Source organism: Dactylosporangium sp. NPDC051541, from assembly GCF_044454505.1.
Taxonomy (GTDB): Bacteria; Actinomycetota; Actinomycetes; order Mycobacteriales; family Micromonosporaceae; genus Dactylosporangium.
On sequence record NZ_JBITDU010000004.1, the window covers coordinates 937,078 to 958,080 of the forward strand.

The 21,003-nt window shown below is 70.0% G+C and carries 16 protein-coding genes; 8 read left to right on the forward strand and 8 right to left on the reverse strand.

Translation table 11 applies throughout. From position 1 onward, the window contains the following. Positions 1-26 precede the first annotated feature (26 nt). Positions 27-1,442: a DHA2 family efflux MFS transporter permease subunit gene (locus tag ACIA8L_RS23885; protein WP_395907997.1), complete on the forward strand. Its 1,416-nt coding sequence runs from the start codon at positions 27-29 to the stop codon at positions 1,440-1,442. Here the strand turns inward: ACIA8L_RS23885 and ACIA8L_RS23890 are convergent. Together ACIA8L_RS23890 and ACIA8L_RS23895 are read right to left on the reverse strand one after the other, a co-directional pair. After that, positions 1,390-2,886 carry a DHA2 family efflux MFS transporter permease subunit gene (locus tag ACIA8L_RS23890; RefSeq protein WP_395907998.1) on the reverse strand — a complete coding sequence of 499 codons (1,497 nt, stop codon included), beginning with the start codon at positions 2,884-2,886 and terminating at the stop codon, positions 1,390-1,392. The two genes, ACIA8L_RS23885 and ACIA8L_RS23890, sit on opposite strands and share 53 nt — an antisense overlap. A 17-nt stretch (positions 2,887-2,903) precedes the next feature. Next, entirely contained in the window at positions 2,904-4,268 is a 1,365-nt protein-coding gene (locus ACIA8L_RS23895) for a cytochrome P450 (protein ID WP_395908000.1), read from the reverse strand. A 145-nt stretch (positions 4,269-4,413) separates the two neighbouring features. On the opposite strand from ACIA8L_RS23895, the gene ACIA8L_RS23900 reads away from it, so the two are divergent. Together ACIA8L_RS23900 and ACIA8L_RS23905 are read left to right on the forward strand one after the other, a co-directional pair. Further along, positions 4,414-5,439 carry an adenosine deaminase gene (locus ACIA8L_RS23900; protein ID WP_395908002.1) on the forward strand — a complete coding sequence of 342 codons (1,026 nt, stop codon included), beginning with the start codon at positions 4,414-4,416 and terminating at the stop codon, positions 5,437-5,439. Between the two features lie 86 nt (positions 5,440-5,525). Beyond that, on the forward strand, positions 5,526-6,077 hold the full coding sequence (locus ACIA8L_RS23905; RefSeq protein WP_395908004.1) for a Uma2 family endonuclease: 552 nt from the start codon (positions 5,526-5,528) through the stop codon (positions 6,075-6,077). A 13-nt stretch (positions 6,078-6,090) separates the two neighbouring features. On the opposite strand, the gene ACIA8L_RS23910 is transcribed toward ACIA8L_RS23905, so the two are convergent. After that, positions 6,091-6,735 (reverse strand): dihydrofolate reductase family protein, encoded by a 645-nt coding sequence (locus tag ACIA8L_RS23910; RefSeq protein ID WP_395908006.1) that lies wholly within the window; start codon positions 6,733-6,735, stop codon positions 6,091-6,093. Positions 6,736-6,848: 113 nt separating this feature from the next. On the opposite strand from ACIA8L_RS23910, the gene ACIA8L_RS23915 reads away from it, so the two are divergent. Both ACIA8L_RS23915 and ACIA8L_RS23920 read left to right on the forward strand, forming a co-directional pair. Continuing rightward, complete coding sequence (locus tag ACIA8L_RS23915) at positions 6,849-7,703, forward strand: metal ABC transporter substrate-binding protein (protein ID WP_395908007.1); 855 nt, start codon at positions 6,849-6,851, stop codon at positions 7,701-7,703. A 22-nt stretch (positions 7,704-7,725) separates the two neighbouring features. Next, positions 7,726-9,165 carry a M1 family metallopeptidase gene (locus tag ACIA8L_RS23920; protein WP_395908009.1) on the forward strand — a complete coding sequence of 480 codons (1,440 nt, stop codon included), beginning with the start codon at positions 7,726-7,728 and terminating at the stop codon, positions 9,163-9,165. A gap of 149 nt (positions 9,166-9,314) precedes the next feature. On the opposite strand, the gene ACIA8L_RS23925 is transcribed toward ACIA8L_RS23920, so the two are convergent. Beyond that, complete coding sequence (locus ACIA8L_RS23925) at positions 9,315-9,878, reverse strand: Uma2 family endonuclease (RefSeq protein ID WP_395908011.1); 564 nt, start codon at positions 9,876-9,878, stop codon at positions 9,315-9,317. Between the two features lie 257 nt (positions 9,879-10,135). Between ACIA8L_RS23925 and ACIA8L_RS23930 the strand changes: the two genes are divergently transcribed. Beyond that, the gene (locus tag ACIA8L_RS23930) at positions 10,136-10,978 is read left to right on the forward strand and encodes a M15 family metallopeptidase (RefSeq protein ID WP_395908013.1); all 843 of its coding nucleotides are present in this window, start codon (positions 10,136-10,138) and stop codon (positions 10,976-10,978) included. Between the two features lie 252 nt (positions 10,979-11,230). Beyond that, a complete protein-coding gene (locus ACIA8L_RS23935; RefSeq protein WP_395908015.1) occupies positions 11,231-11,818 on the forward strand; it encodes a TMEM165/GDT1 family protein in 588 nt (195 codons plus the stop codon). A 20-nt stretch (positions 11,819-11,838) separates the two neighbouring features. Here the strand turns inward: ACIA8L_RS23935 and ACIA8L_RS23940 are convergent, their stop codons facing one another. Then, positions 11,839-12,255, reverse strand: coding sequence for a Fur family transcriptional regulator (locus tag ACIA8L_RS23940; RefSeq protein WP_395908017.1), 417 nt, complete (start codon positions 12,253-12,255; stop codon positions 11,839-11,841). A 181-nt stretch (positions 12,256-12,436) separates the two neighbouring features. Here ACIA8L_RS23940 and ACIA8L_RS23945 point away from each other — a divergent pair, with 181 nt between their 5' ends. Continuing rightward, positions 12,437-14,053: a DHA2 family efflux MFS transporter permease subunit gene (locus ACIA8L_RS23945; RefSeq protein ID WP_395908019.1), complete on the forward strand. Its 1,617-nt coding sequence runs from the start codon at positions 12,437-12,439 to the stop codon at positions 14,051-14,053. A gap of 842 nt (positions 14,054-14,895) precedes the next feature. On the opposite strand, the gene ACIA8L_RS23950 is transcribed toward ACIA8L_RS23945, so the two are convergent. The 3 genes from ACIA8L_RS23950 to ACIA8L_RS23960 are packed head-to-tail and all read right to left on the reverse strand — an operon-like array spanning position 14,896 to position 20,706. Next, on the reverse strand, positions 14,896-15,498 hold the full coding sequence (locus tag ACIA8L_RS23950; protein WP_395908021.1) for a hypothetical protein: 603 nt from the start codon (positions 15,496-15,498) through the stop codon (positions 14,896-14,898). Beyond that, a complete protein-coding gene (locus tag ACIA8L_RS23955; protein ID WP_395908023.1) occupies positions 15,495-15,848 on the reverse strand; it encodes a hypothetical protein in 354 nt (117 codons plus the stop codon). The genes ACIA8L_RS23950 and ACIA8L_RS23955 overlap by 4 nt, the downstream gene beginning before the upstream one ends. Continuing rightward, complete coding sequence (locus tag ACIA8L_RS23960) at positions 15,841-20,706, reverse strand: caspase family protein (RefSeq protein WP_395908025.1); 4,866 nt, start codon at positions 20,704-20,706, stop codon at positions 15,841-15,843. Before ACIA8L_RS23960 ends, ACIA8L_RS23955 begins: the two co-directional genes overlap by 8 nt. Positions 20,707-21,003 lie beyond the last annotated feature (297 nt).

A 21,003-nucleotide genomic window follows, 5' to 3' on the forward strand; every position in this document is an offset into this window, starting at 1 on the left:
GTACAGCGTATAGGGGGATCTGAGAGATGAGAAACCGCTGGCTGGCCCTGGTCGCCGTGGCCCTGGGCACCTTCATGACCTACCTGGACAACAACGTCGTCAACGTGGCGCTGCCGTCGATCCAGAGCGACCTGCACCTGAGCATCTCGGGGCTCGAGTGGATCGCGAGCGCGTACATCCTCGTCTTCGCCGGTCTGCTCCTGGTCGGTGGCCGGGTCGCCGACGTCTTCGGCATGCGCCGCGTCTTCTTCCTGGGCCTGGGCATCTTCACGGTGGCATCGGTCGCCGCGGGCCTCGCCGGCAGCCAGGAGGTGCTGATCGGGGCGCGGGCGCTGCAGGGCGTCGGCGCGGCCCTGCTCACACCGACCGCCCTCGCCCTGCTCACCGAGCTGTTCCCGGACCCCAAGGAGCGCGGGGCGGCGATCGGCATCTGGGGCGGCGTCGGCGCCCTCGCGCTCGCGATCGGGCCGCTGACCGGCGGATACCTCAGCCAGCACGCCTCCTGGGGCTGGATCTTCCTCATCAACGCCCCGATCGGCCTGGCCACCGCGATCATCGCCGCCATGTCGCTGCCCGCGTCCTCCTCGAAAAAAGCCAACCGCAGCCTGGACATCCCCGGCCTGACCACGAGTGCCCTGGCCCTGTTCGCGCTGACGTTCGCGCTCATCGAGGGCGAGTCGCGCGGCTGGACCTCCGGCGTCATCCTCGGGTCGTTCGCGCTGGCCGCGTTCGCCGCGATCGGCTTCGTCGTGATCGAGCTGCGCACCGAGCACCCGATGGTGGACCTCAACTTCTTCCGGCTGCGGGTGTTCAGCGGCGGCCTGGCCACGATGGGCCTGTGGGCGTTCGGCGTGTTCGGGATCTACTTCTTCACCGCGATCTTCCTGCAGAACGTGCTCGGCTTCTCCCCGACCGAGGCCGGCTCCGCGTTCATCCCGATGGCGCTGCTCATGGCCGTCATGGCGACGCTCGCCCCGCGTCTGGAGGCCCGCTTCGGGGCCGGGCCGATCGTCGCGGCCGGGATGGCGCTCATGGCGGCCGGGGTCGGCGGGCTGGCGACGGTCGGTGAGGGCTCCGGGTACACCGACCTCCTGCCCTGGTTCATGGTCTTCGGCCTCGGCGGCGGCCTGCTCGTCCCGCTCAACAACGTGGTCCTGAGCGCGCTGCCGCAGGCCCGGGCCGGGATCGCGTCCGGCATGCTCAACGTGTCGCGGGAGGTCTTCGGCCTGCTCGGGATCACGATCCTGGGCGCGATCCTGTCCAACCGCCAGCACTCGGCCACGGGCGCGCCGCTGCACCAGTTCCTGGCCGGCTACCAGTTCGCCCTGGTCGTGGCCGCGGCCCTGGTCGCCGTCGGCGTGCCGATCGCGCTGGTGACCCTGCGCCGGATCAAGACCCCGGCCCCGGCCGGGACGCCCCAGCCGGAGCTGCAGCCGGTGTAGCGGCCGGCGGCTCGCACACCGCGCAGTGCGCGAAGTCCGGCACCGCGACCGGCTTGTCGTTGCGGATCGTCACGGCCGCCAGCAGGCCGGCCACGACACAGAGCAGGGCGCAGATCAGCACGGCCCGGTGGAAGCCGGCCGACAGCAGGGCCGGGTCCGCGTAGGCGGCGCTCGTGATCCCCGCTGCGGCCGGCAGCACCGCGACGGCGATGAGCCCGGCGGCCCGGGCGACGTCGTTGTTCACCGCCGAGGCCATCCCGGCGTGGGTCTCCGGGGCGGCCGACAGCGCGGTCGAGGTCAGCGGGGCCACCGTTATCGAAAGCCCCAGACCCAGCGTCAGTACTGCCGGCAGGACCTCGGTCACATACGAACCGCCGGCATCGACGCGGGCGTACAGCGCCATCCCGGCCCCGGCGACGACCGGCCCGACGCTCATCTGCAGCCGCGGCCCGATCCGCGCGGCGAGCGCTCCGGAGCGGGCCGAGAGCAGCAGCATCACGATCGTCACGGGCAGCAGCGAGATACCGGCTTCGAGCGGACTGTACCCGGCGACCTGCTGCAGTTGGATCGGCAGCAGGAACAGCGCACCGCCGAGCGCGCCGTAGATGATGAACGTGACCACGTTCGTCGAGGTGAACTGGGCCGACGCGAACAGGCCGAGCGGCAGCATCGGGTGCTCGAGGCGGGTCTGGCGCCACAGGAACAGCGCGATGAGCGCGGCCCCGGCGACCAGCGCGCCGAGCACGGGGAGGCTGGCCCAGCCCAGGGCCTGGCCCTCGATGAGGCCGTAGGTGACGCCGATCAGCCCGGCCGTGACCAGCGCCCCGGAGAGCAGGTCGACGCGGCCGCTGGCCTCCTCGTCGCGGGACTCGGGGACGTGGCGCCAGGTGAGGAGCACGACGGCCGCCGCGATCGGCACGTTGATGGCGAAGATGAGCCGCCACGACGCCTCGCCGAGGCCGACGAGCCAGCCGCCGAGGAACGGCCCGATCGCGGTGGCGACCCCGCCGAGGCCGGACCAGGCGCCGATCGCCTTGCTGCGGTCCTCGGCCCGGAACGACGCCTGCAGGATCGCCAGGCTGCCCGGCGTGAGCAGGGCCGCGCCGACACCCTGCAGGGCCCGGGCGGCGACCAGGGTCCAGCCGTCGGGCGCGATCCCGCAGACGACGGACGCGGCCGCGAACCACACGACCCCGATCGTGAAGACCCGCCGCCGGCCGTAGCGGTCGCCGAGGGCGCCGGAGAGCAGCAGCAGCCCGGCCAGGGTCAGCGTGTATGCGGTGACGACCCACTGCAGCACCTGCAGCCCGGTGTCGAACGAGCGACCGATCGCCGGCAGGGCGATGCCGACGACGGTCGCGTCGATCGAGGCGATCCCGGACCCGAGGATCGTGGCCGTCAACACCCAACGGCCCCTGGGACTGGAGAACTCGAGCCCGCTCATGCCCCTGAACGTAGTCCCTAGTTGCGGAAACCCTTCACCCGCACCTTGAACGACATGGCCGGGCCCGGGGACGGCGCGGTCTTGGTGACCAGTTCGTAGCCCGGCGACTCGAGTTCGAGGTCGAGCCGGTGGAACAGCCGGGCCATCGACAGGGCCATCTGCGCGTCGGCGAAGCTCTTGCCGAGACACGTGTGCGGGCCGCGGCCGTACGGCGAGTAGGCGCCCGGCCGCAGATGCTCGGCCCGCGGCTTCTCGTAGCGGGTGATGTCGAACTTCGCGGGCTCGGCGAAGTACTCCTCCATGAAGTGCGGGACGGCCGTGCCGATGTACACCGTCTCGCCCTCCCTGATCGTGTGGCCGGCGAACTCGAAGTCCTTGGCGGCGTTGCGGACCAGCATCGGCGCCACCGGGTACAGCCGCATCGTCTCCATCAGCGCGTATCGGGTCGCGGGCAGTTTGCGCACGTCGTCCTCGCTCACCGGCCCGCCGCCACCGAACAGCGCGTCGGCCTCGGCCCGGACCTGCGCGAGCACCTCGGGATGCTTGAGCACGGCGTAGACGAACGCCGCGGTCGTGTTGGCCACCGTGTCCAGACCGGCGACGTAGGGCCCGGTCAGGGTCATCACCAGGTCCTCGTCGGGCACGAGGCCGGGCCGGTTGAGGTGGGCGTCGATCAGGTCCTCGACGAGGATCCGCTCGGCCTCGGGCTTCTCACCGTGGCGGGCCTTGAGGTCGGCCGCCATCCGGTCGCCCAGTTCGAAGACCCGGGCCTTGGCTCGCTTGTACTTCGGATGCTTGAGCAGGATCCGCGGACGTTGCTTGGTGACCAGGACGTTGAGCACGTACAACGTCAGCAGCCGGATGTCCGGTACATACTCCCGGGGCGCGTTGCCGGTGAGCAGTTCGCCCAGCTGCTCGGTGACCAGATACTGCATTCCCCGCACGACGGGCACGGTGGTGCCGGCCGCCCAGTCGCGCGCGAGGACGCGATCGGTGATCTCGAGCAGTTCCGGCACGCGGCCTTTGATGGCGTCGCGCGAGTACCCCCGCCGCATCAATTCTCGGAGTTCTTTGTGGCTCTCGCCGTCCTCGCCGGTGATCGTCCGGGTCGCGCCGTATTCATCGACCATGCCCTGCCAGAACTCCCGGGAGCGCAGCGACGCGCGCCCCTCGCGGGAGTTCATGAACTCGGCCGCGTCGGCACCGGCGAGGACCGTGCAGGACCGGCCGAGCAGCTTCATCCGGAACACCGGCCCGTGCTCGCGGTAGGCCTTCACGAGAAAGGCCGCGGGGTCCTTCCCCATGTCGAGGGCGCTACCGAGTATCGGCACGCCCTTCACCATCGGCGCCGGCCCGGCCGGCGTCGCATCAGTGATCGTCACTTGTTCGCCCCCTTGTTCGCGATCAAGGGTATCGAACAAGATTGTTTTCCGGTGCCCGCGGCGTTACTGATCCGTGACGAACCGCTACCTAATCGTCCGGGACTCCCCCACCCGCCGCCGGCCGGCCTTGTTACGGTCGTCTTTCATGCGCGACCTGACCACTTTCGTCGCCGGCCTGCCGAAGGCCGAGCTCCACGTCCACCACGTCGGCTCCGCCGCCCCCGCGACGGTGGCCCGCCTGGCCGAACGCCACGCCGGCTCGACCCCCGTCCCGGCCGACCCGCTCCTGCTGGCCGAATACTTCACGTTCACGGACTTCGCCCATTTCATCGAGGTGTACCTCTCGGTCGTGGACCTGATCCGTGACGCCGAGGACGTCGCCACGCTGACGTACGACATCGGCGCCGGTCTGGCCGCGCAGAACGTCCGCTACGCCGAGCTCACCCTGACCCCCTACTCCTCGATCGCGCGCGGTATCCCCGCCGAGGCGTTCTGCGAGGCCGTCGAGGACGCCCGCGCCCGCGTCGCCCGCGACCACGGCACCGAGTTGCGGTGGTGCTTCGACATCCCCGGCGAGGCCGGCATCCCCTCCGCCGACGTCACCCTCGAAACGGCCCTCAAGCACCGCCCCGACGGCCTGGTCAGCTTCGGCCTCGGCGGACCCGAACAGGGCGTCCCCCGGGAGTGGTTCGCCCCCCACTTCGCCCAGGCCCGCGCGGCCGGCCTGCGCAGCGTCCCCCACGCCGGCGAGTCGACGGGCCCGGCGACCATCTGGGACGCCCTGCGCTTCCTGCAGGCCGAACGCATCGGCCACGGCATCGCCGCCGCCGCCGACCCCGCGCTCATGGCCCACCTGCGCGACAACGACATCGCCCTTGAGATCTGCCCGACGTCGAACGTCTGCACCCGCTCCGTACCGTCCCTGGCCGAGCACCCGCTGCCGGCCCTGGTGGCGGCCGGCGTCCCGGTGACGATCAACTCCGACGACCCGCCGATGTTCTCCACGACGCTCAACCAGGAGTACCTGGTCGCGGCCACCCTCCTGCACCTGGACGAGACGGGCGTGGCCGACCTGGCCAAGCAGGCCGTCCGCTACTCCTTCATGGACGCCCCCGCCAAGGCCACCCTCCTGACCGAGATCGACACCTACACGGCCTCGTTCAGGGCCTAGTGGCCACACGGCCCCATGCGCTACCTTCCGGGCGAGCTTTCAAGCCTGGAGGTCGGTCAGTCGTGAGTGTTGCGATTATTGAGCACATGGGGCCGTGGAGTGAGGACGAATACTTCGCGCTCGGCGAGACCGACGAGCGCATCGAACTGTTCGACGGGCAACTGCTCATGAGCCCGAACCCGGCCGTACGCCATCAGCGAATCTCATTCCGGCTCGCGTCCGCGCTGGAGGAGCCGGCGCTGGAAGCCGGGCTGATCCAGATCGAGGGGCCCAACATCCGGCTGCGAACCGGGCGAATCCTGATTCCCGACCTCGTGGTGGCCGACACCGACGAAGAAGGCCTCGCGATCCCCGCCCACGAAGTCCTGCTGGTCGTCGAAGTCGTGTCGCCGAGCAACGCCCGCAACGACCGAGTCAAGAAGATGCACGCCTACGCCGCCGCGGGCATCGAACACTATTTGCTGGTGGAGCGCGAGCCCGCGGATTCGATCACGCTGCGGCTGTTCCGCCTCGACGGGCGGCACTATGTCGAGCACGCCGTCGCCGGCGTCGGTGAGGTCCTGAAACTGGATACGCCCATCGTGTGCGAACTCCGGCCGGAGGTCCTGCTCGGCCCGTCCGGCCGGCGCCGGTCGTGAACGCGATCGCGGGTCAGGACGGGACGCGCTCCATCACCACGTGCAGCACTTCGTCGGACGCGGCGAACGACGTCGTCCGGTAGCCGGTCAGGCCGTCGTCCAGCAGGCGTTCGCCCCGGCCCAGGAGGATGGGGACGATCGGCAGGTGCAGCCAGTCGACGAGGCCCGCGCGCAGGTACTGCCGGATCGTCGACACGCCGCCGCCGAGGCGCACGTCCTGGCCGCCGGCCGCGTCGAACGCACGCTCCAGAGCCCGTTCGATGCCGTCGGTCACGAAGTGAAAGACGGTCCCGCCCTCCATTTCGATGGAGGCGCGCGGTTCGTGGCACAGGACGAAGACCGGGTGGTGGTACGGCGGATTCGGCCCCCACCACCCCGACCACTCGGCATTCGTGGACCAGGGGCCGCGGACCGGGCCGAACATGTTCCGGCCCATGATGGTGGCGCCGATGCCCTCGAAGCCGCGGCGGACGAACTCGTCGTCGAGGCCCGTCGTGCCGCCCTCCCGGCCGAACATGGCCAGACCCGTCCGGGTCTTGAACAGCCAGTCGTGCAGGCGTTCGCCGCCGGCCCCGATCGGCTCCGCGAGGCTCTGGGCCTCTCCGGCGCCGAAGCCGTCGAGTGACAGGCAGAAGTCGTGCACCCGCAGCTGCGGCATGGTGGTTCCTTTCGTCGCGGTGTCAGTTTCGCCGATCGGTCGGTACCGGTGCGGCGTTCTCGACATCCATGCGTTTTTGACAATGATTGTCATCACCGGAGAGACTTGCGGGCATGCGTGTGAAGGCGGCCGCGGTGCTGGGAGCAGCCGTTCTCGCACTCGCCGGCTGCGCGGGGCACGACCAGCCGCAGGACGGGCGGGTGCACGTCGTCGCCGGGTTCTACCCGCTGCAGTTCGTCGCCGCGGAGATCGGCGGGGACCGGGTCGCGGTCGAGAACCTCACCCGGGCCGGGGCCGAGCCGCACGACCTGGAGCTCCAGCCGAGCCAGCTGGCCGCGCTCGAGGACGCCGACCTGGTCCTCTACCTGCGCGGGTTTCAGCCCGCCGTCGACGAGGGCGCCGACCTGCAGAACCAGGCCAAGACGTTCGACGTGGCCAAGGTCGCCGCCCTGCACGGCGCCGACCCGCACGTCTGGCTCGACCCGCTGCGGCTGTCCACGATCGCCGACCGGGTCGCGGACCGGCTCGCCGCCGCCGACCCCGCGCACGCGGAGGAGTTCCGCGGGCGGGTGGCGGATCTGGACTCGCGGCTGCGAGCGCTCGACGAGGAGTACACCCAAGGCTTGCGGCACTGCCAACGTCATGACGTGGTCACCAGCCATGAGGCGTTCGGCTATCTCACAGCGCGTTATGGACTTGCGCAAATCCCCGTGACCGGTATCAACCCCGACGAGGAGCCCGGGCCGCAGCAGATCCGGGACGTGGCCCGCGTCGCGAAGGCCCGCGGTGTCACCACGATCTTCTTCGAATCCCTGGTCAGCCCCAAGCTGTCGGAGACCGTGGCCCGCGAGATCGGTGCGAAGGCGGCGGTGCTCGACCCGATCGAAGGCGTCGAGGACGGTGAGACCTACTTCACGGCCATGCGGACCAACCTGGCCACCCTCCGTGACGCCCTCTCCTGCGCCTGATCCGGCCGCTAACCTGGGTCGCGTGCGACGGGCTCTAGCAACGACGATCACGGCGGCGGTCCTGCTCGCCGGGTGTTCGTCCGCCCCGGTGCGCTCCCAGGGCCAGCCGCTCACCGCGGTGAGCGCGACCGCCGAGGACCGCACCGACCGCACCAACCGCGACGGCACGTCGGCCCCGGTCGCCGACCCGATCTACCCGGCCTACGGCAACCCGGCGCTCGACGTCCTGCACTACGACCTGTCCCTGACCTGGTCACCGCCGACGCGCACGCTCACCGGCACGGCCACGATCAAGGTCCGCGCGGTGCGCGCCGTCGCGCAGCTGCGGCTCGACTTCTCCGCGGCCTACACGCTGCGGGCCATCAGCGTCGACGGCGCGGCCGTCCCCGGCCGGATCGCGGACGGTGACCTGGTCGTCGACAAGGCGGTGACGGCCGGGTCGACGGTGACCCTCGCGGTCGGATACACGGGCATCCCCACGACCGTCGCCATGCCGTCGCACCGCCGGGACGTGGAGCCGCTGGGCCTGACCGTGACCGCGGACGGCTCGCTGTGGACGATGCAGGAGCCGTACGGGGCCAGCACCTGGTATCCGGCCAACGACCAGCCCTCCGACAAGGCCCTCTACGACATCGCGGTCACCGTCCCGTCCGGCTGGGCGGCGATCGCCAGCGGCACCCCCGGCCCGAGCGACGGCGTCACGTTCCGCTACTCCTCCGCCGTCCCGGTCGCGTCCTACCTGACGACCCTGGCCGTCGGGCAATACACGAAGACGGAGCTGCAGGGCCCGCACGGCCTGCCCATCACCCTCTGGACCAGAGCGGCCGACGGCGGGCAACGTCTCGACAACCTCAAGGCGCTTCCGGTGTACCTCCAGTGGCTGGAGGAGCGCTTCGGCCCCTACCCGTTCGCCAGCACCGGTGCCGTGCTGGTCCCGTCGCAGTCGGCGATGGAGACCCAGCAGATGATGACCATCGGCGACAGCGTCGTGGACGGCGGGTCGGGCAGTGCCGGCGTCTTGGTCCACGAGCTCGCCCACCAGTGGTTCGGTGACGCCGTCGGCCCCGCGACGTGGCAGGACGTGTGGCTCAACGAGGGCTGGGCCAGCTACGCCGAGCAGCTCTACCGGGCCAAGTCCGACCCGGCCGCCATGGACCGCTGGGAGCAGGCCGCCCGCGACCTCGACGCCGCCGCCCGGGACAGCGCCGGGCCGCCCGGCCACCCGCGCGCGGACAGCTTCGCCGAGAACAACGTGTACGTCTGCCCGGCGCTGATGCTCCGCCAGATCCACAAGGCCATCGGCGACGAGCGCTTCTTCGCCCTCGGCCGCGCCTGGGCCGCGTCCAACGCCGGCACGGCCCGCACCCGCGCCGACTTCGTGACGTTCGTCAACCGGCAGACCGGCCGCGACTTCACCGACCTCATCAACACGTGGCTCGACTCCCCGAAGACCCCCGCTTAGGGTGCCGTGCCGCGGCTTTGGTGTGGGAGGTCGGAGAGCGGGCGGCGTGGCGGGCGCGGGCGGAGGTGCCCGATGGCGCCTGCGACCCGGCGGCGCTGTCGGAGGCGCTGGTCGCCTTGCACGCCCTCAAGCCCCTGCCCGACTCGCCGCTAATCCTGGCCGAGCAGGGTGTCCGCCGGCAGATCACACACGAACGGTTCCCGGATCTGGAGCACCTCGCCGACCTCGGCGAAGGCGTGCTCCACGTAATACCGGCCGTCGAGCCGGAACAGCCGCAGGGCGACCAGGTCCTCCTCCGGCTCCTGCTCGACCAACAGGCAGTGTGTGATGCCCGCGGCCGCGTACATCCGCAGCTTCACGATGCGGTCGGCGCCCGGGTTGACCGGCGACACGACCTCAGCGACCAGCCGCACCTCGGCGGCGTCGATCACGAAGCCTTCCTCGCCGGTGTCGGCCACCACCAGATCGGGGATCAGGATCTGGTCGGTGGACAGCCGGACGTCGACGGCGGTGAAGGCCACCAGACCGGCCGCCGCGGCCGGCCCGTCCACCGCCGCCCACAGCCGCGACAGGATCCGCTGGTGACGCTTCCTGGGCGCCGGGCTCAGGAACAGGTACCCGTCGTACAGCTCGATACGCTCGTTGGTCTCGCCGAGCGAGAAGTACATCTCCTCGTTCCACGGCCCTATGTGCCCCATCACCGGGATGCTCACGACCGGCACCATAGCGCATGGGGCCGTGTGGCCACTAGGCCCTGGATAAAGCTGTGCAGTGTCGACCTTGGTTGGAGGGCGGGGCGGGGTGGGGCGTGTCATTGTGAGGCGTCGACCCGGATGGCAACAACCTGTCCCTGACCCAGTTCGCCTAGCGGGGAGCGGACGCACGGCCCGCGGCCACCGGGCTATGCGCACCCGCGTGGTTACGGCGGGCGGTTGCGGATCGATCGGGGCGGACGGCCGAGAATTCCGCCGTGCGTGTGCTGATCGGGCTGGTGGTGTTGCTGCTGCTCGGCGCCTGCGGTGCGCCCGGGCGGGTGGTGGCGCGGGCCAGTGCTCCGGTGAATCCGTCGTCGAATGCGCCGGCCGGCCCGGGGCCGGGTGCGGTGTTGAGCCCGTCGCCGGCTCCGGCTGTACCACTGCCGCCTGGGTTTGTTGCCTTGGAGGAGGTTGATCCGAGCATCCTGGCCGACGTCCGGTATGCGACCGGGCACAACTTCGTCGGGCGGGTCGTTGCCGGGTATCTGCGGCCGCGGTGTCTGCTCACGCGGGTGGCGGCGGAGGCGTTGCGGGAGGTGCAGCGGCGGGCGTCGGCGGCCGGGTACAGCCTCAAGGTGTACGACTGCTACCGGCCGCAGCGGGCGGTCGACGACTTCGTGCGGTGGAGCGGGGACGGCGATCAGCGGATGCGCGGCGAGTTCTACCCGCGGGAGGAGAAGTCGGCGCTGTTCAGTGACGGGTACATCGGGTCGCCGACCGCGCACAGCCGGGGCAGCACCGTCGACCTGACGCTCGTGGCGCGGCCGGCGCGGGGGCAGCCGGAGTACCGGGTCGGTGCGCCCCTCGAGCCGTGCACCGCGGCGGCTGAGCAGCGGTTTCCGGACAACAGCATCGATATGGGTACCGGATTCGACTGCTTCGACACCCTGGCGCACACGGCCGCGAGCGGCGTGACCCGGCAGCAGCACGACAACCGGGAGCGGCTGGTGAGGCTCATGGCGGGCGGCGGGTTCGCGAACTATCCGCAGGAGTGGTGGCACTACACGCTGGGTGATGAGCCGTTCCCGGACACGTACTACGACTTCCCCGTCGGGTGAGCTGCGACCGGGGTCACGGCCCGCGCGGGCGATGGGCGGGTTATGGTGGAAGGGCACGAAGGGGAGTAGTCCTCAACTGCTCGGTCGACATACTGGCGCCGTTCGCGACGCCCGGCCGCGCGGCTTCCGGTCTCCGGGAGCGGACGAGACTTTCGGCCTCGCTGTCCGCTGTGTTTTCGAGCTGGACGGCCTGGTCGAGGTCGTCCCCGCGTGGAAGCCCTCCTCCCGGCCGGTCCCGGGAAGGGTTCTACCTTGAGCGCGTTCCTCGCCGCCCTCGCCATCAGTTTCGGCGTCATCTTCGTCGCCGAACTCGGCGACAAGTCCCAGCTGATGGCGCTGACGTTCGCCACCCGCTTCAAGACCATGCCGGTCCTCGTCGGCATCACCATCGCCACCGCCGTCGTGCACCTGGTGTCCGTCGGCGTCGGGTACGGGCTCGGGGCCGCCCTGCCGACCGCCTGGATCTCCCTCGTCGCGGCGCTGGCGTTCTTCGCGTTCGGGGCGTGGACGCTGCGCGGCGACAAGCTCACCGAGGAGGAGCGGGGCAAGGCCGAGCGGACCACCCGCTCGGCCATCATCGCCGTCGGCGTGTCGTTCTTCCTGGCCGAGCTCGGCGACAAGACGATGCTGGCCACCATCACCCTGGCGACGCAGCACGGCTGGCTGGGGACCTGGATCGGCTCGACCGTCGGCATGGTCGCGGCCGACGCCCTGGCCATCGTCGTCGGGCGGCAGCTGGGGCGGCACCTGCCGGAGAAGGCCATCAAGTACGGCGCCGCGGCCCTCTTCGCCGTCTTCGGCGTGTGGCTGCTGATCGAGGCGCTGCGGGAGCTGCTGTAAGGCCCGCTGTAGCGGACGTCTCAGTGCTTGCAGGCGCCGCAGGTGCCGAAGATCTCCAGGGTGTGGCTGACGTCCGTGAACCCGTGCTCCTCGCCCACGCGGTCGGCCCAGCGCTCGACCGCTGGGCCCAGCACCTCGACCGTGCGGCCGCAGCCACGGCACACGAGGTGGTGGTGATGCCGATCACTGCAGCGGCGGTACCGTGTGTCACTGCCCGGCACCTGCATGACGTCGATCTCGTTGGTCTCCGCGAGGAGCTGCAGGGTGCGATAGACCGTCGTCAGTCCGACGTTGGCACCGCGGTCGCGCAGCATCACGTGGAGTTCCTGGGCGCTGTAGAAGCCGTCGACCGCGCCCAGCAGCGACATCACGGCGTCGCGCTGCTTCGTGTTGCGGCGGACGGGATGGGCCTCCACGTCATGGGCGGGCTCGGTCACCCGTCGAGCTTAGCGTAGCCTTAGTGGATTGCCTCGGCACCGGTTCGCGCGTCTCCCCCGCATTGCGCCGGTGGCATAACCAGGGGATCTCGGTCGCAGGCGGCAACACAGGCCGCGTACGCTGACGCGCGAAACCAAACACTTGTACGTGTGATTCGCACACGGTGGGGGGAGCAAGGTAGTGGCTCAAGGGGAAGCAGCCGTCGCCTCTGGTGGGGGCTCGGCGGCGGCGCCTGACAAACTCGACGCCGCTGTATTCAAGATCGCGGGCGTGGTCGTGCTCGGCGCGATCATGTCGATCCTCGACGTGACAGTCGTCAGCGTGGCGATCCCGAAGTTCATGGAGACGTTCGACGCGACCTACGCGCGCGTCGCCTGGACGATGACCGGCTACACGCTGGCCCTCGCCACCGTCATTCCGCTGTCGGGGTGGGCCGCGGACCGGTTCGGCACCAAGCGGCTCTACATGCTGGCCCTGTTCCTGTTCACCGTGGGCTCCGGGCTGTGCGCCACCGCCGACTCCATCAACGAGCTGATCGCCTACCGGGTGCTGCAGGGCCTCGGCGGCGGCATGCTGATGCCGCTCGGCATGACGATCATGACGCGGGCCGCGGGGCCGCAGCGGATCGGCCGGCTCATGGCCGTCCTCGGCATCCCGATGCTGCTCGGCCCGATCTGCGGGCCGATCCTCGGCGGCTGGCTCATCGACGTGGCGAGCTGGCACTGGATCTTCCTGATCAACCTGCCGATCGGCCTCATCGCGCTGGTCTACGCGCAGTTCGCGCTGCCGAAGGACAACACCGAGCCGTCGGAGTCGTTCGACTTCATCGGCATGCTGATGCTCTCCCCCGGCCTGGCGCTGTTCCTGTTCGGCGTCTCCTCGCTGCCCGAGGAGAAGACGATGAGCGCCAACAAGGTCTGGATCCCGATGCTCATCGGCGCCCTGCTGGTGATCGGGTTCGTCTTCTACTCGTTCAAGCCCAAGCACCCGCTGCTGGACCTGCGGCTGTTCAAGAACCGCCGGCTGACGGTGGCGGCGGTCTCGCTGTTCGTCTTCATCATCGCGTTCATGGGCGCGGGCCTGCTCTTCCCGAGCTACTTCCTGCAGGTGCGCGGCGAGTCGACGCTCGACGCCGGCCTGCTCATGGCCCCGCAGGGCATCGGCGCGATGCTGACCATGCCGATCGCCGGCATGCTCTCGGACAAGGTCCCGGTCGGCCGGACGGTGCCGTTCGCGATGGCGCTCATCGCGATCGGGTTCTTCTCGTTCACGCAGGTCGAGCCGGACACGTCGTTCCTGATGCTGGAGGGCTCGCTGTTCGTGATGGGCCTGGGCATGGGCGGCACGATGATGCCGCTGATGACCTCGGCCCTCAAGACGCTGACCCATCATGAAGTGGCCCGCGGCTCGACGCTGGTGAACATCCTCCAGCAGATCGGCGGCTCGATCGGCGGTGCGGTCATGTCGGTCGTGCTGACCAGCAAGACCAGCGACGCCCCGCTCGTCCCCGGGACCACCAACCCGCAGACCGGCCAGCCGCTGTCGATCACCGACCTGGCGGTCGCCTCGCACCAGGACCCGCGGGTCGCGCAGATGCCGGGCGGCCCGGACCTGATCGACCGCGGCCTGCACTTCCTCGCCGACTCGTTCGCCTCCACCTACTGGCTCGGCTTCATCCTGGTGCTGGCGACGTTCATCCCGATCGCGTTCCTCCCCCGCAAGAAGGAGGAGTCGCACCTAGCCGACGGCCTCCCCGAAGGCGCCGAGGGTGCCGCACCCCCGGTGATGATCCACTAGGCGCACACCGCCGCGATCACCACAGCAGCAACACCGTCGAGGCCCCGGACCACTCGGTCCGGGGCCTCGCCCTGTCCCCGCCCACTGCCCCCGCCACACCACCCACACACCACCGTCGGCCACCCGCGCCGCCACGGCCACCCGCGGGAGCCGCACCGTCCTCAGCATCGAGCGTTCCGGCACCCCGATGGCGAATGCTGCTGATTCCCGCAGTCGCCCTCAACGCGACACCTGCAGGCCCAGTCACCGCACTGCCGGGCCCCACACCCACGCCTGACTATGACAGACGAAGAGACCCGACCCGGACGGCCATGTCTGGCCCCAGCATGATCGAGCGGAGCCAGTTGCAGCTACTGTGCGTAGTCGGGCTCGCTGACCGTCGTCCGCAGCCCTCATGCCGATGTGCGGAAACGTGACTTTGACCGCGCAGCTGTCAGCTCAGCTGAGAGTGCACACCGATCTGGTGGCGTCGACGGCCGGTCCGCGTGGAGTGGTTGCGCAGCCGATACGCTAAGGCTCATCGAGCGATCGTTGAATCTTGTTCCGGACCGCCGCTTCCTAGCTCGACCGCGGGCGCTGCACTCAGATCGACCAAGGCGCGTCCAGCACGGTCGCGCTACTGTCCAGGCCGGCCGTAGCCGGTGTCGTTGCAGTAGAGCAAGTCTGTATCAGGCCGGCCAGGCGTGCAGCGTCGATGGTTCCGCGGCCTGTTCCTTGCAGCGCAGGACGACAAGCCCGTGTCCACGCGCCCGTCCAGCAGGGCCGCGCCCATGAACGTGCTCACCGGTCAAGGCCACGAAGCGCCGGCCCGCCAGGCGCGGTTTCCGCAGGGCCGGCCGCCATCAGCAGGCGGCGACGACGTCCAGGGTGACGGCCGAGTCGAGCGGCAGGACGTGGATGGTACGGGACTGGCCGCGGGTCACCTCGATGCGCACGATGCCGTCGCCGAGCTGGGTCATCCGCCCGCAGATCGGACCGGTCGGCGAGTCGACGCGTACCAGCGGCGGATCCGCCAGGTTCGCCGGCGCGAGCCATGCGACGGCCGCGCCCGTGGCGATCAGCCACAGCCCGCCGACGGTCAGCCTGCGGGCGACGGTGATCCAGCGGTACACGTCTGTTGTCTCCGCCTTCGACCACGCCTCCAGATCCTCGGCGGTGAGCAGGCACTCATCGCCCGGCACCCCAGATGCGGCGCGCAACGCGGCCAGGGTGGCCACGACCAGCGCCGCCAGCGCCGCCAGGAAACACAGCAGCACCAGCAGCGGATACGGCGGTGCGAGCGTTGACACGTTGTCGCGGCCCTTGACGACGAGGACCGCGCTGAGCAGTACGGTGATGCCGGTCAGGCCAGTCCGCCAGCTCTCGGCCTGTCTGCGGGCCGCCTCTAGCTGGTTGAATTTCAGCAGCTGAGCCTTCTGCCCCCAGTGCCAGCGGTCGCTGGTCATGGCAGCGCGATGCGCCAATGGGCGCCGCAGCCGTGAAACACGGCGCTGTCCGGGCGGTTGGCGTGGGCGTGGCCGCAGTCGCAGAACACAGTCCGAAGACCGTCGTCGGCCTCGCGTCGCGGCCGGGCCGGACTGAACAGCCCTTTGTGCCCGTTGCCTGTGCCGACCGGCCACGTCGTGCTGGTCCGCCCCTGGCAGCGGGGACATTTGCCGGCGACGTGGTACTGGCGGCCGTCGTCGGCCCGGTCGACGACGAACCCGGCGACTGGACCGTCGATCTCCAGCGCGGCGAATTCCACCGGCCGGTGATGCTCGATCAGCATCGGCCCGTCGCGGTCCGTTTCAGCCATCGCCGTCCTCCCCCTCGAGGGTGTAGCCAAACAGCTTCGCGTACCTGGCGAGCCGGCTGACGACATCCGCGATCGATTCCCCGATCTCATTGGCGGCGGCGTGCAGGTGCTCCGGGGTCACCGGCCCTGCCAGCACCGGCGCCTGGCCGTCGAGATACGTGGTCAGCACCAGCAGGTCCCGCCAGTCGACGATGCCGTCCGGGCAGTGCCGGGCTTGGCATTGCACATCGAGGCCGAGCGGCTCAAACCGGGCCATACGGGTCCTGGCCTCAAGGACGGTCCAACCGAATCGTCCCGCCACCTGTAGGAGCCACAACGGCGTGACGACGTCGACGGGATGGTCCAGGCCGTAGCTGTCGGTCCGGTGCAGCATCGTCACGTCGTGCCGGTCGACCATATGGTCGTCGAGCCGCGCGATCTCCTCATCGGTCAGGACGGGCAGCGGCGCACCGAGGGACCGGTATGGTTCGAGCCGGTCCAGGAAGGCCGGAATGCTCTGCCGGGCCCTGGCCGCCCCGTATGCGAAGTCCGCGGGCCGCACCGACCAGTTGACGGTGTGGGCGCCGTGGTAGGGACGCTCGAAGTTGCCGAGAAGCGCGACGAATTCTTCGGTGCGGTGGCACGTCACGTCGCAGGTGAAGGCCTCCGAAGGCAGAGCCGAGACATCGGCGGTGTCCTCGAACAGGAGCCGGTAATGGTCGATGGACTCGCCGATGCTCAAGTCCAGCCAGTAGCTGAGGTCGACGATCTCCGGCATGGAGACCGGACGCACCAGCGCCACGACCCGCAGCAGCCGCCGGGCAGTGGCCAGCCGGTCGACGAAGCCGCCGAACTTCGGCGGCCCGATGTTCGAGGCCAGGAGGAGCACCGCGGTCCAGGCTTCAGGGAGCACCAGTGCCCGTTTGCGGAAGTTGTATACCAACACTTGCTCGTTTACGATCGACCGTTCCGTCTCACTGGGCGTGGCGTCCGGCAGCGGATCCTGCTCCGGCAGGAGCACGAACCCCGCCTCGATCAGCCGGCCCAGGCCGCGCCGTACTTGTTGGACGGTCAGCGCGAGTTGCCCGGCCAGCACGAAGAGCTGCAGCGAGGTCAGCTGCTGCGGGATGGTTTCGACATAGGTAAGCGCCGCGTTCTCCACGGGCTGCAGATCGGGCGGATACCGGTCGCGGCCAACGACGTGGTAGCCGAGCGGTGCGAACCGCTCGAGCATCTGCAGGACCTCGGCGACGGACTTCCCGAGGCTGGTGCTGGCCTTCATGACGTGGGCCGGCGGCACCTCCGCCCCGATCCACGGCGGGCCACCGTACAGCTCGGCGGAGAACAGGCGGGTGTCGGCGGGCCGGAACACGTGGTCGAGCAGCTCCGCGTGCCCGGTCAGGTCAGGTGGGGTCCAGGTCCGCGGCACGAGAGCACTCACCCGGCGCAGAACCTCACGGACCGGTGCGTTCAGGGCGTTCGAGGCGAACGCGAGCCACCCGCCGACGGCCTCCTGCGCCGGCGCGCCCGGGGCCGCCCAGGCCGGCACGGCAAGCAGCAGGTCCGCGTGCTCCATCTCCCGGTTCGGCGGTCGTTCGTGGTCATGGAACCGGCCGGAGATCGGCGGAATCCGGCGGCCGGCGCGCAGGTCGAGCCCGGTGATCGCGAACCGCCGCAGTCGCCGCAACCGGTCTGACGGCGACTCATACTCATCCGCCGCCGTCAGCAGGAGGTCTTCGACCGTCGGCGCTCCGTACCGGCCCCCGTCCTGGTAGCGGGTGCCCCGTTCGTAGACCCGGTCGATCACCGCCGCGTCGAGCGGTCGGGCCATGGGATGGCCGTCGAGGCAGACCGCCGCCGGCACTCGCTCCCATCCGGGCAGCTGCACGACGTCGCGCCAAGCCCCGACCCGCCAGGTCAACAGCCACATGTGGTCGTTGGAGTGCCGCTGTGGCCGCAGCTCTCCGGTGAACAGCTCCTGATCCACCGGCAGGCAGCCGATCCGCTGGATCGGCGCGCTCCGGCCGTGTACCCACGACCCTTCGATCGAGATGTCGCGGTCATGGGTGACGAGCCATTCGAAGACAGCCTCGGCGATCTCCGGCGACTTCTCAGTGACCTTCCACAGCCAGTTCAGCGTCAGTCCCGGCCAGCCGCTCAGTGCCGGCAGAGAGTCGTGAACCTCGCCGTTGACCCATTCGCGGTCCCAGCGCCTGAGCCGGTTGCGGTCGACGGTAAATTGCGGGCGGTGCCGCCCCCGCAGGTTGACGAGCAGACCGTACCGTTCCTCGCTGGTGCGGAGGCCGTCGGCGACGAGACCCCCTTCGCCCGGCACCCACCACAGGTCCTCGCCGTGCCGTAAAGGTGTAACCGCCGCTCCCGGAAACCGCAGCTGGTCCGGTTCCCAGGTCTCGATGCCGTCGTCCTCGATGACCTCAACGCGGAATTCAGCCAGCCACAGCAGTCGGCGCATGGTCCGCAAGACCGAAACCGAGTCCTCGCCAGTGAGCCATAGCCGGATGATGGTGCCGCCGGCGGTCATATCGTGGCACTGCTTGATCTGGAACAGGCTGCCGCTGCTGGCGATGCGGACGTGGTATGCCTGCCCCTCCGGTACGTCGTCCACGCCGATCGGCCGGGTCCAGATCTCGATCTCCTCGGCGATCATGAAGTAGCTGAACACGCCTATGCCGAACTGGCTGTTCGGGATAAGGCGCAGCGGCGGGTCCGCGGCCTCCCACAGCGCCTGTTCGGCGCGGAACGCCGAGCCGTAGACGAACCGCTCGCCGGCGTTTGCGAAAGTGCTGGTAAGCGTGTTGCGACTCATACCCACGCCGTTGTCGGCGCATTCGATGTACTGCCGACCGCCCTCCGCGCCCTGCCTGATGGTGATGGTGCCACTCCACGGCGCGACGGAGTGGTTGATCCCGCGCCGGTACTCGCGACGGGTGTGCCGATAGCGGCAGGCGTCGAGCGCGTTCTGGTACAGCTCGCGGACCGCCAGATCGGGCTCGCCGTAGAGCTGCCGGCCCATCAGCAGCTCGCGGACCTTGTCGGCGGACAGCCGGAACTGCATTGGCGGGGTATCGAACAGCGGCACCCCGTCCTGATGCTCGGGCCGCAGCCCGTCCATGGTGATCGCCGATGGGAGCCCGCCGGCCATGCCCTCGTGAAGGTCGATGCCGGCGATGGCCGCGCGGGCCTGTCCGGCCCGCCGGGCGACGCCTTCGAACGCAGCGTAGACGGCCGGGTGCGCGCACACCGCCTGCAGGCTGAGCTCCGCGCCGGTACTGCGCCATCCCATCTGGCCGGTGGCTCGCTGCAGCTCGGCTACGGTCACCTCGTCTTGGACCCCGATGTGGTCGACGACGACGGTCGGCATTCGGCGCGGGTCGGCCGCCATGATGCCCACGAGCCACAGCATGGCGCCGAGCGTCCGCAGGCGCGGGTCGAACAAGCGCTTCGCGAGCTGTGACGTCAGCAGCTCGTCGCTCGCGTCGGCGTCGACGGCCTGCATCAGCACGCGGATCAGCTCACAGAGCTCGCCGGACGTCAGGCCGGTGTCGGTGTTGACCCCGACGGCGAGGCGCCCGATGAGCGCCGCGACGCCGGCGTCGGTCCACAGCGAGGAACGGGTCGCTAGCCATCGGTGCACCAGCCACATCGCGAGGGCGTCCCGCGCCTCGGAACGGTTGCGCCGGGCCAACCCTTCAGCCCGGCGCCACACGTGCTCGTGCATCGAATGCGTGATCTCTAGGTCGTTGCGGGGCCCGTCCTCAAACGTTCTGGTGAAGTCCTGCGGCGAGATGCCGGCGGCTAGCCGTAGGCCTGCATTCAGGGCGCACTCGCGCAGGAAGGGCACGGTGATAGCGGCCGCGAGCTCCGCCGTGCTGAGCTCGATGTCCGCGGGCAGCAGCTGGGTCAGACCGGCGAGCACGCGGACCGGATAGTCCGGCGTGGACCACGCGTCGTTCAAGCCGGCCCGGTCGCTGAGGCGTTCACGGGCATCGAGCCAGTCCCGGGCGCAGGCGTCGATCGTGTCGAGGACAGCCCGCCGCACCTGGTCGAGCACCTCCCGGTCGACCGACGATCGTCCCCACAGCGGGCTCTGCTGGGCGGCCTGGCGCCAGGTCTCGCTCACCTGGTCTCCGGCGCAGATCTCGATGTCGTCGATGGCGGTTCGCGCGATGCGCCCCGCCACGAGCGTCTCGGGCGACTGCTGCATTCCGTTCACCCGGGCGGCGACCCGGCCCACGCGCCGGGTGACCGCCTGTTCGACCTCGCGGAAGCTGCGGGCCGGGAACCGATGGTCAAGGACGTCCGCGATCGCGCCCGTGAAGTAGCTGCCGTCCGGGCCGTAAAGGCTGCGCTCTCCCGGGCTGCAGCTGTTCATGAGGACTAGGGCGCCCGCGGGCGGTAAGGGCAGGTGACCATGGGCGGGCGCGGTCAGTTGTCCGGACAGGTCGTTGCGGCAGGCGTCCACCAGCAGCAGGACGAGCCTGGCCGGGCACTGCTCGACACCCTTCGGCACCAGCGGGATGAGGCCCTCGGTGTCTAGGCCGTTCGGGCCAGCGTATGCGTCCTTCGGGACCAGCCAGCTCTGCCCGTCGACGACGACGCCGTGACCGGAGAAGTAGATCAGCAGGACGCCATTGCTCGGCGCCTCCCGGAATGCGTGCTTCATCGCGGCGGTGATGCGGTTGCCAGTCGGTTCCTTGCCGTCCCGGTCGTCGACGCCGCAGCAGGTGACGGCGTAACCCGACTGCGAAAGCACGTCGCGCATCCGCCGGACGTCCGCAGTCACCACCTCTGGGATGGCCGGGAACAGATCGTTGTCGCACGACGGCACGCCGACCAGAAGGGCGGAGCGGTTCGTCACAGCTACCTACCGTGTCATCGATACACAAGGTCACGAGATGCGAGCAGCTCGTAACTATAGCGGAATTCGACAACCGGTGATCCGATGCCAGGCCAGTCCTTCGCGCCGTTCGGGCGGGTCATTCCGCATGCGCCCGCGGCCGGTCGGTCGCTACCGCGGTCAGAGCCGCGATCAGCTGCCAGGTGGTCGGCTTGGGTTTCCGCATCTGGCGCCCCTCTTTGTCAAGCGGCGGCGGTGTTTGGTGTTCTAGGGTGGTGGTCGGCGGGTCCGGGAAGTGACTGTTCCGAAGAGTTGACC

Bases quoted from the DNA above. Each gene is read 5' to 3' on its own strand.
- ACIA8L_RS23905 (WP_395908004.1), top strand. From the start codon at position 5,526: ATGGGGCCGTGGAGTGAGGACGAATACTTCGCGCTCGGCGAGACCGAC.
- ACIA8L_RS23915 (WP_395908007.1), top strand. From the start codon at position 6,849: ATGCGTGTGAAGGCGGCCGCGGTGCTGGGAGCAGCCGTTCTCGCACTC.
- ACIA8L_RS23910 (WP_395908006.1), bottom strand. From the start codon at position 6,735: ATGCCGCAGCTGCGGGTGCACGACTTCTGCCTGTCACTCGACGGCTTC.
- ACIA8L_RS23950 (WP_395908021.1), bottom strand. From the start codon at position 15,498: ATGACCAGCGACCGCTGGCACTGGGGGCAGAAGGCTCAGCTGCTGAAA.
- ACIA8L_RS23955 (WP_395908023.1), bottom strand. From the start codon at position 15,848: ATGGCTGAAACGGACCGCGACGGGCCGATGCTGATCGAGCATCACCGG.
- ACIA8L_RS23890 (WP_395907998.1), bottom strand. From the start codon at position 2,886: ATGAGCGGGCTCGAGTTCTCCAGTCCCAGGGGCCGTTGGGTGTTGACG.
- ACIA8L_RS23900 (WP_395908002.1), top strand. From the start codon at position 4,414: ATGCGCGACCTGACCACTTTCGTCGCCGGCCTGCCGAAGGCCGAGCTC.
- ACIA8L_RS23885 (WP_395907997.1), top strand. From the start codon at position 27: ATGAGAAACCGCTGGCTGGCCCTGGTCGCCGTGGCCCTGGGCACCTTC.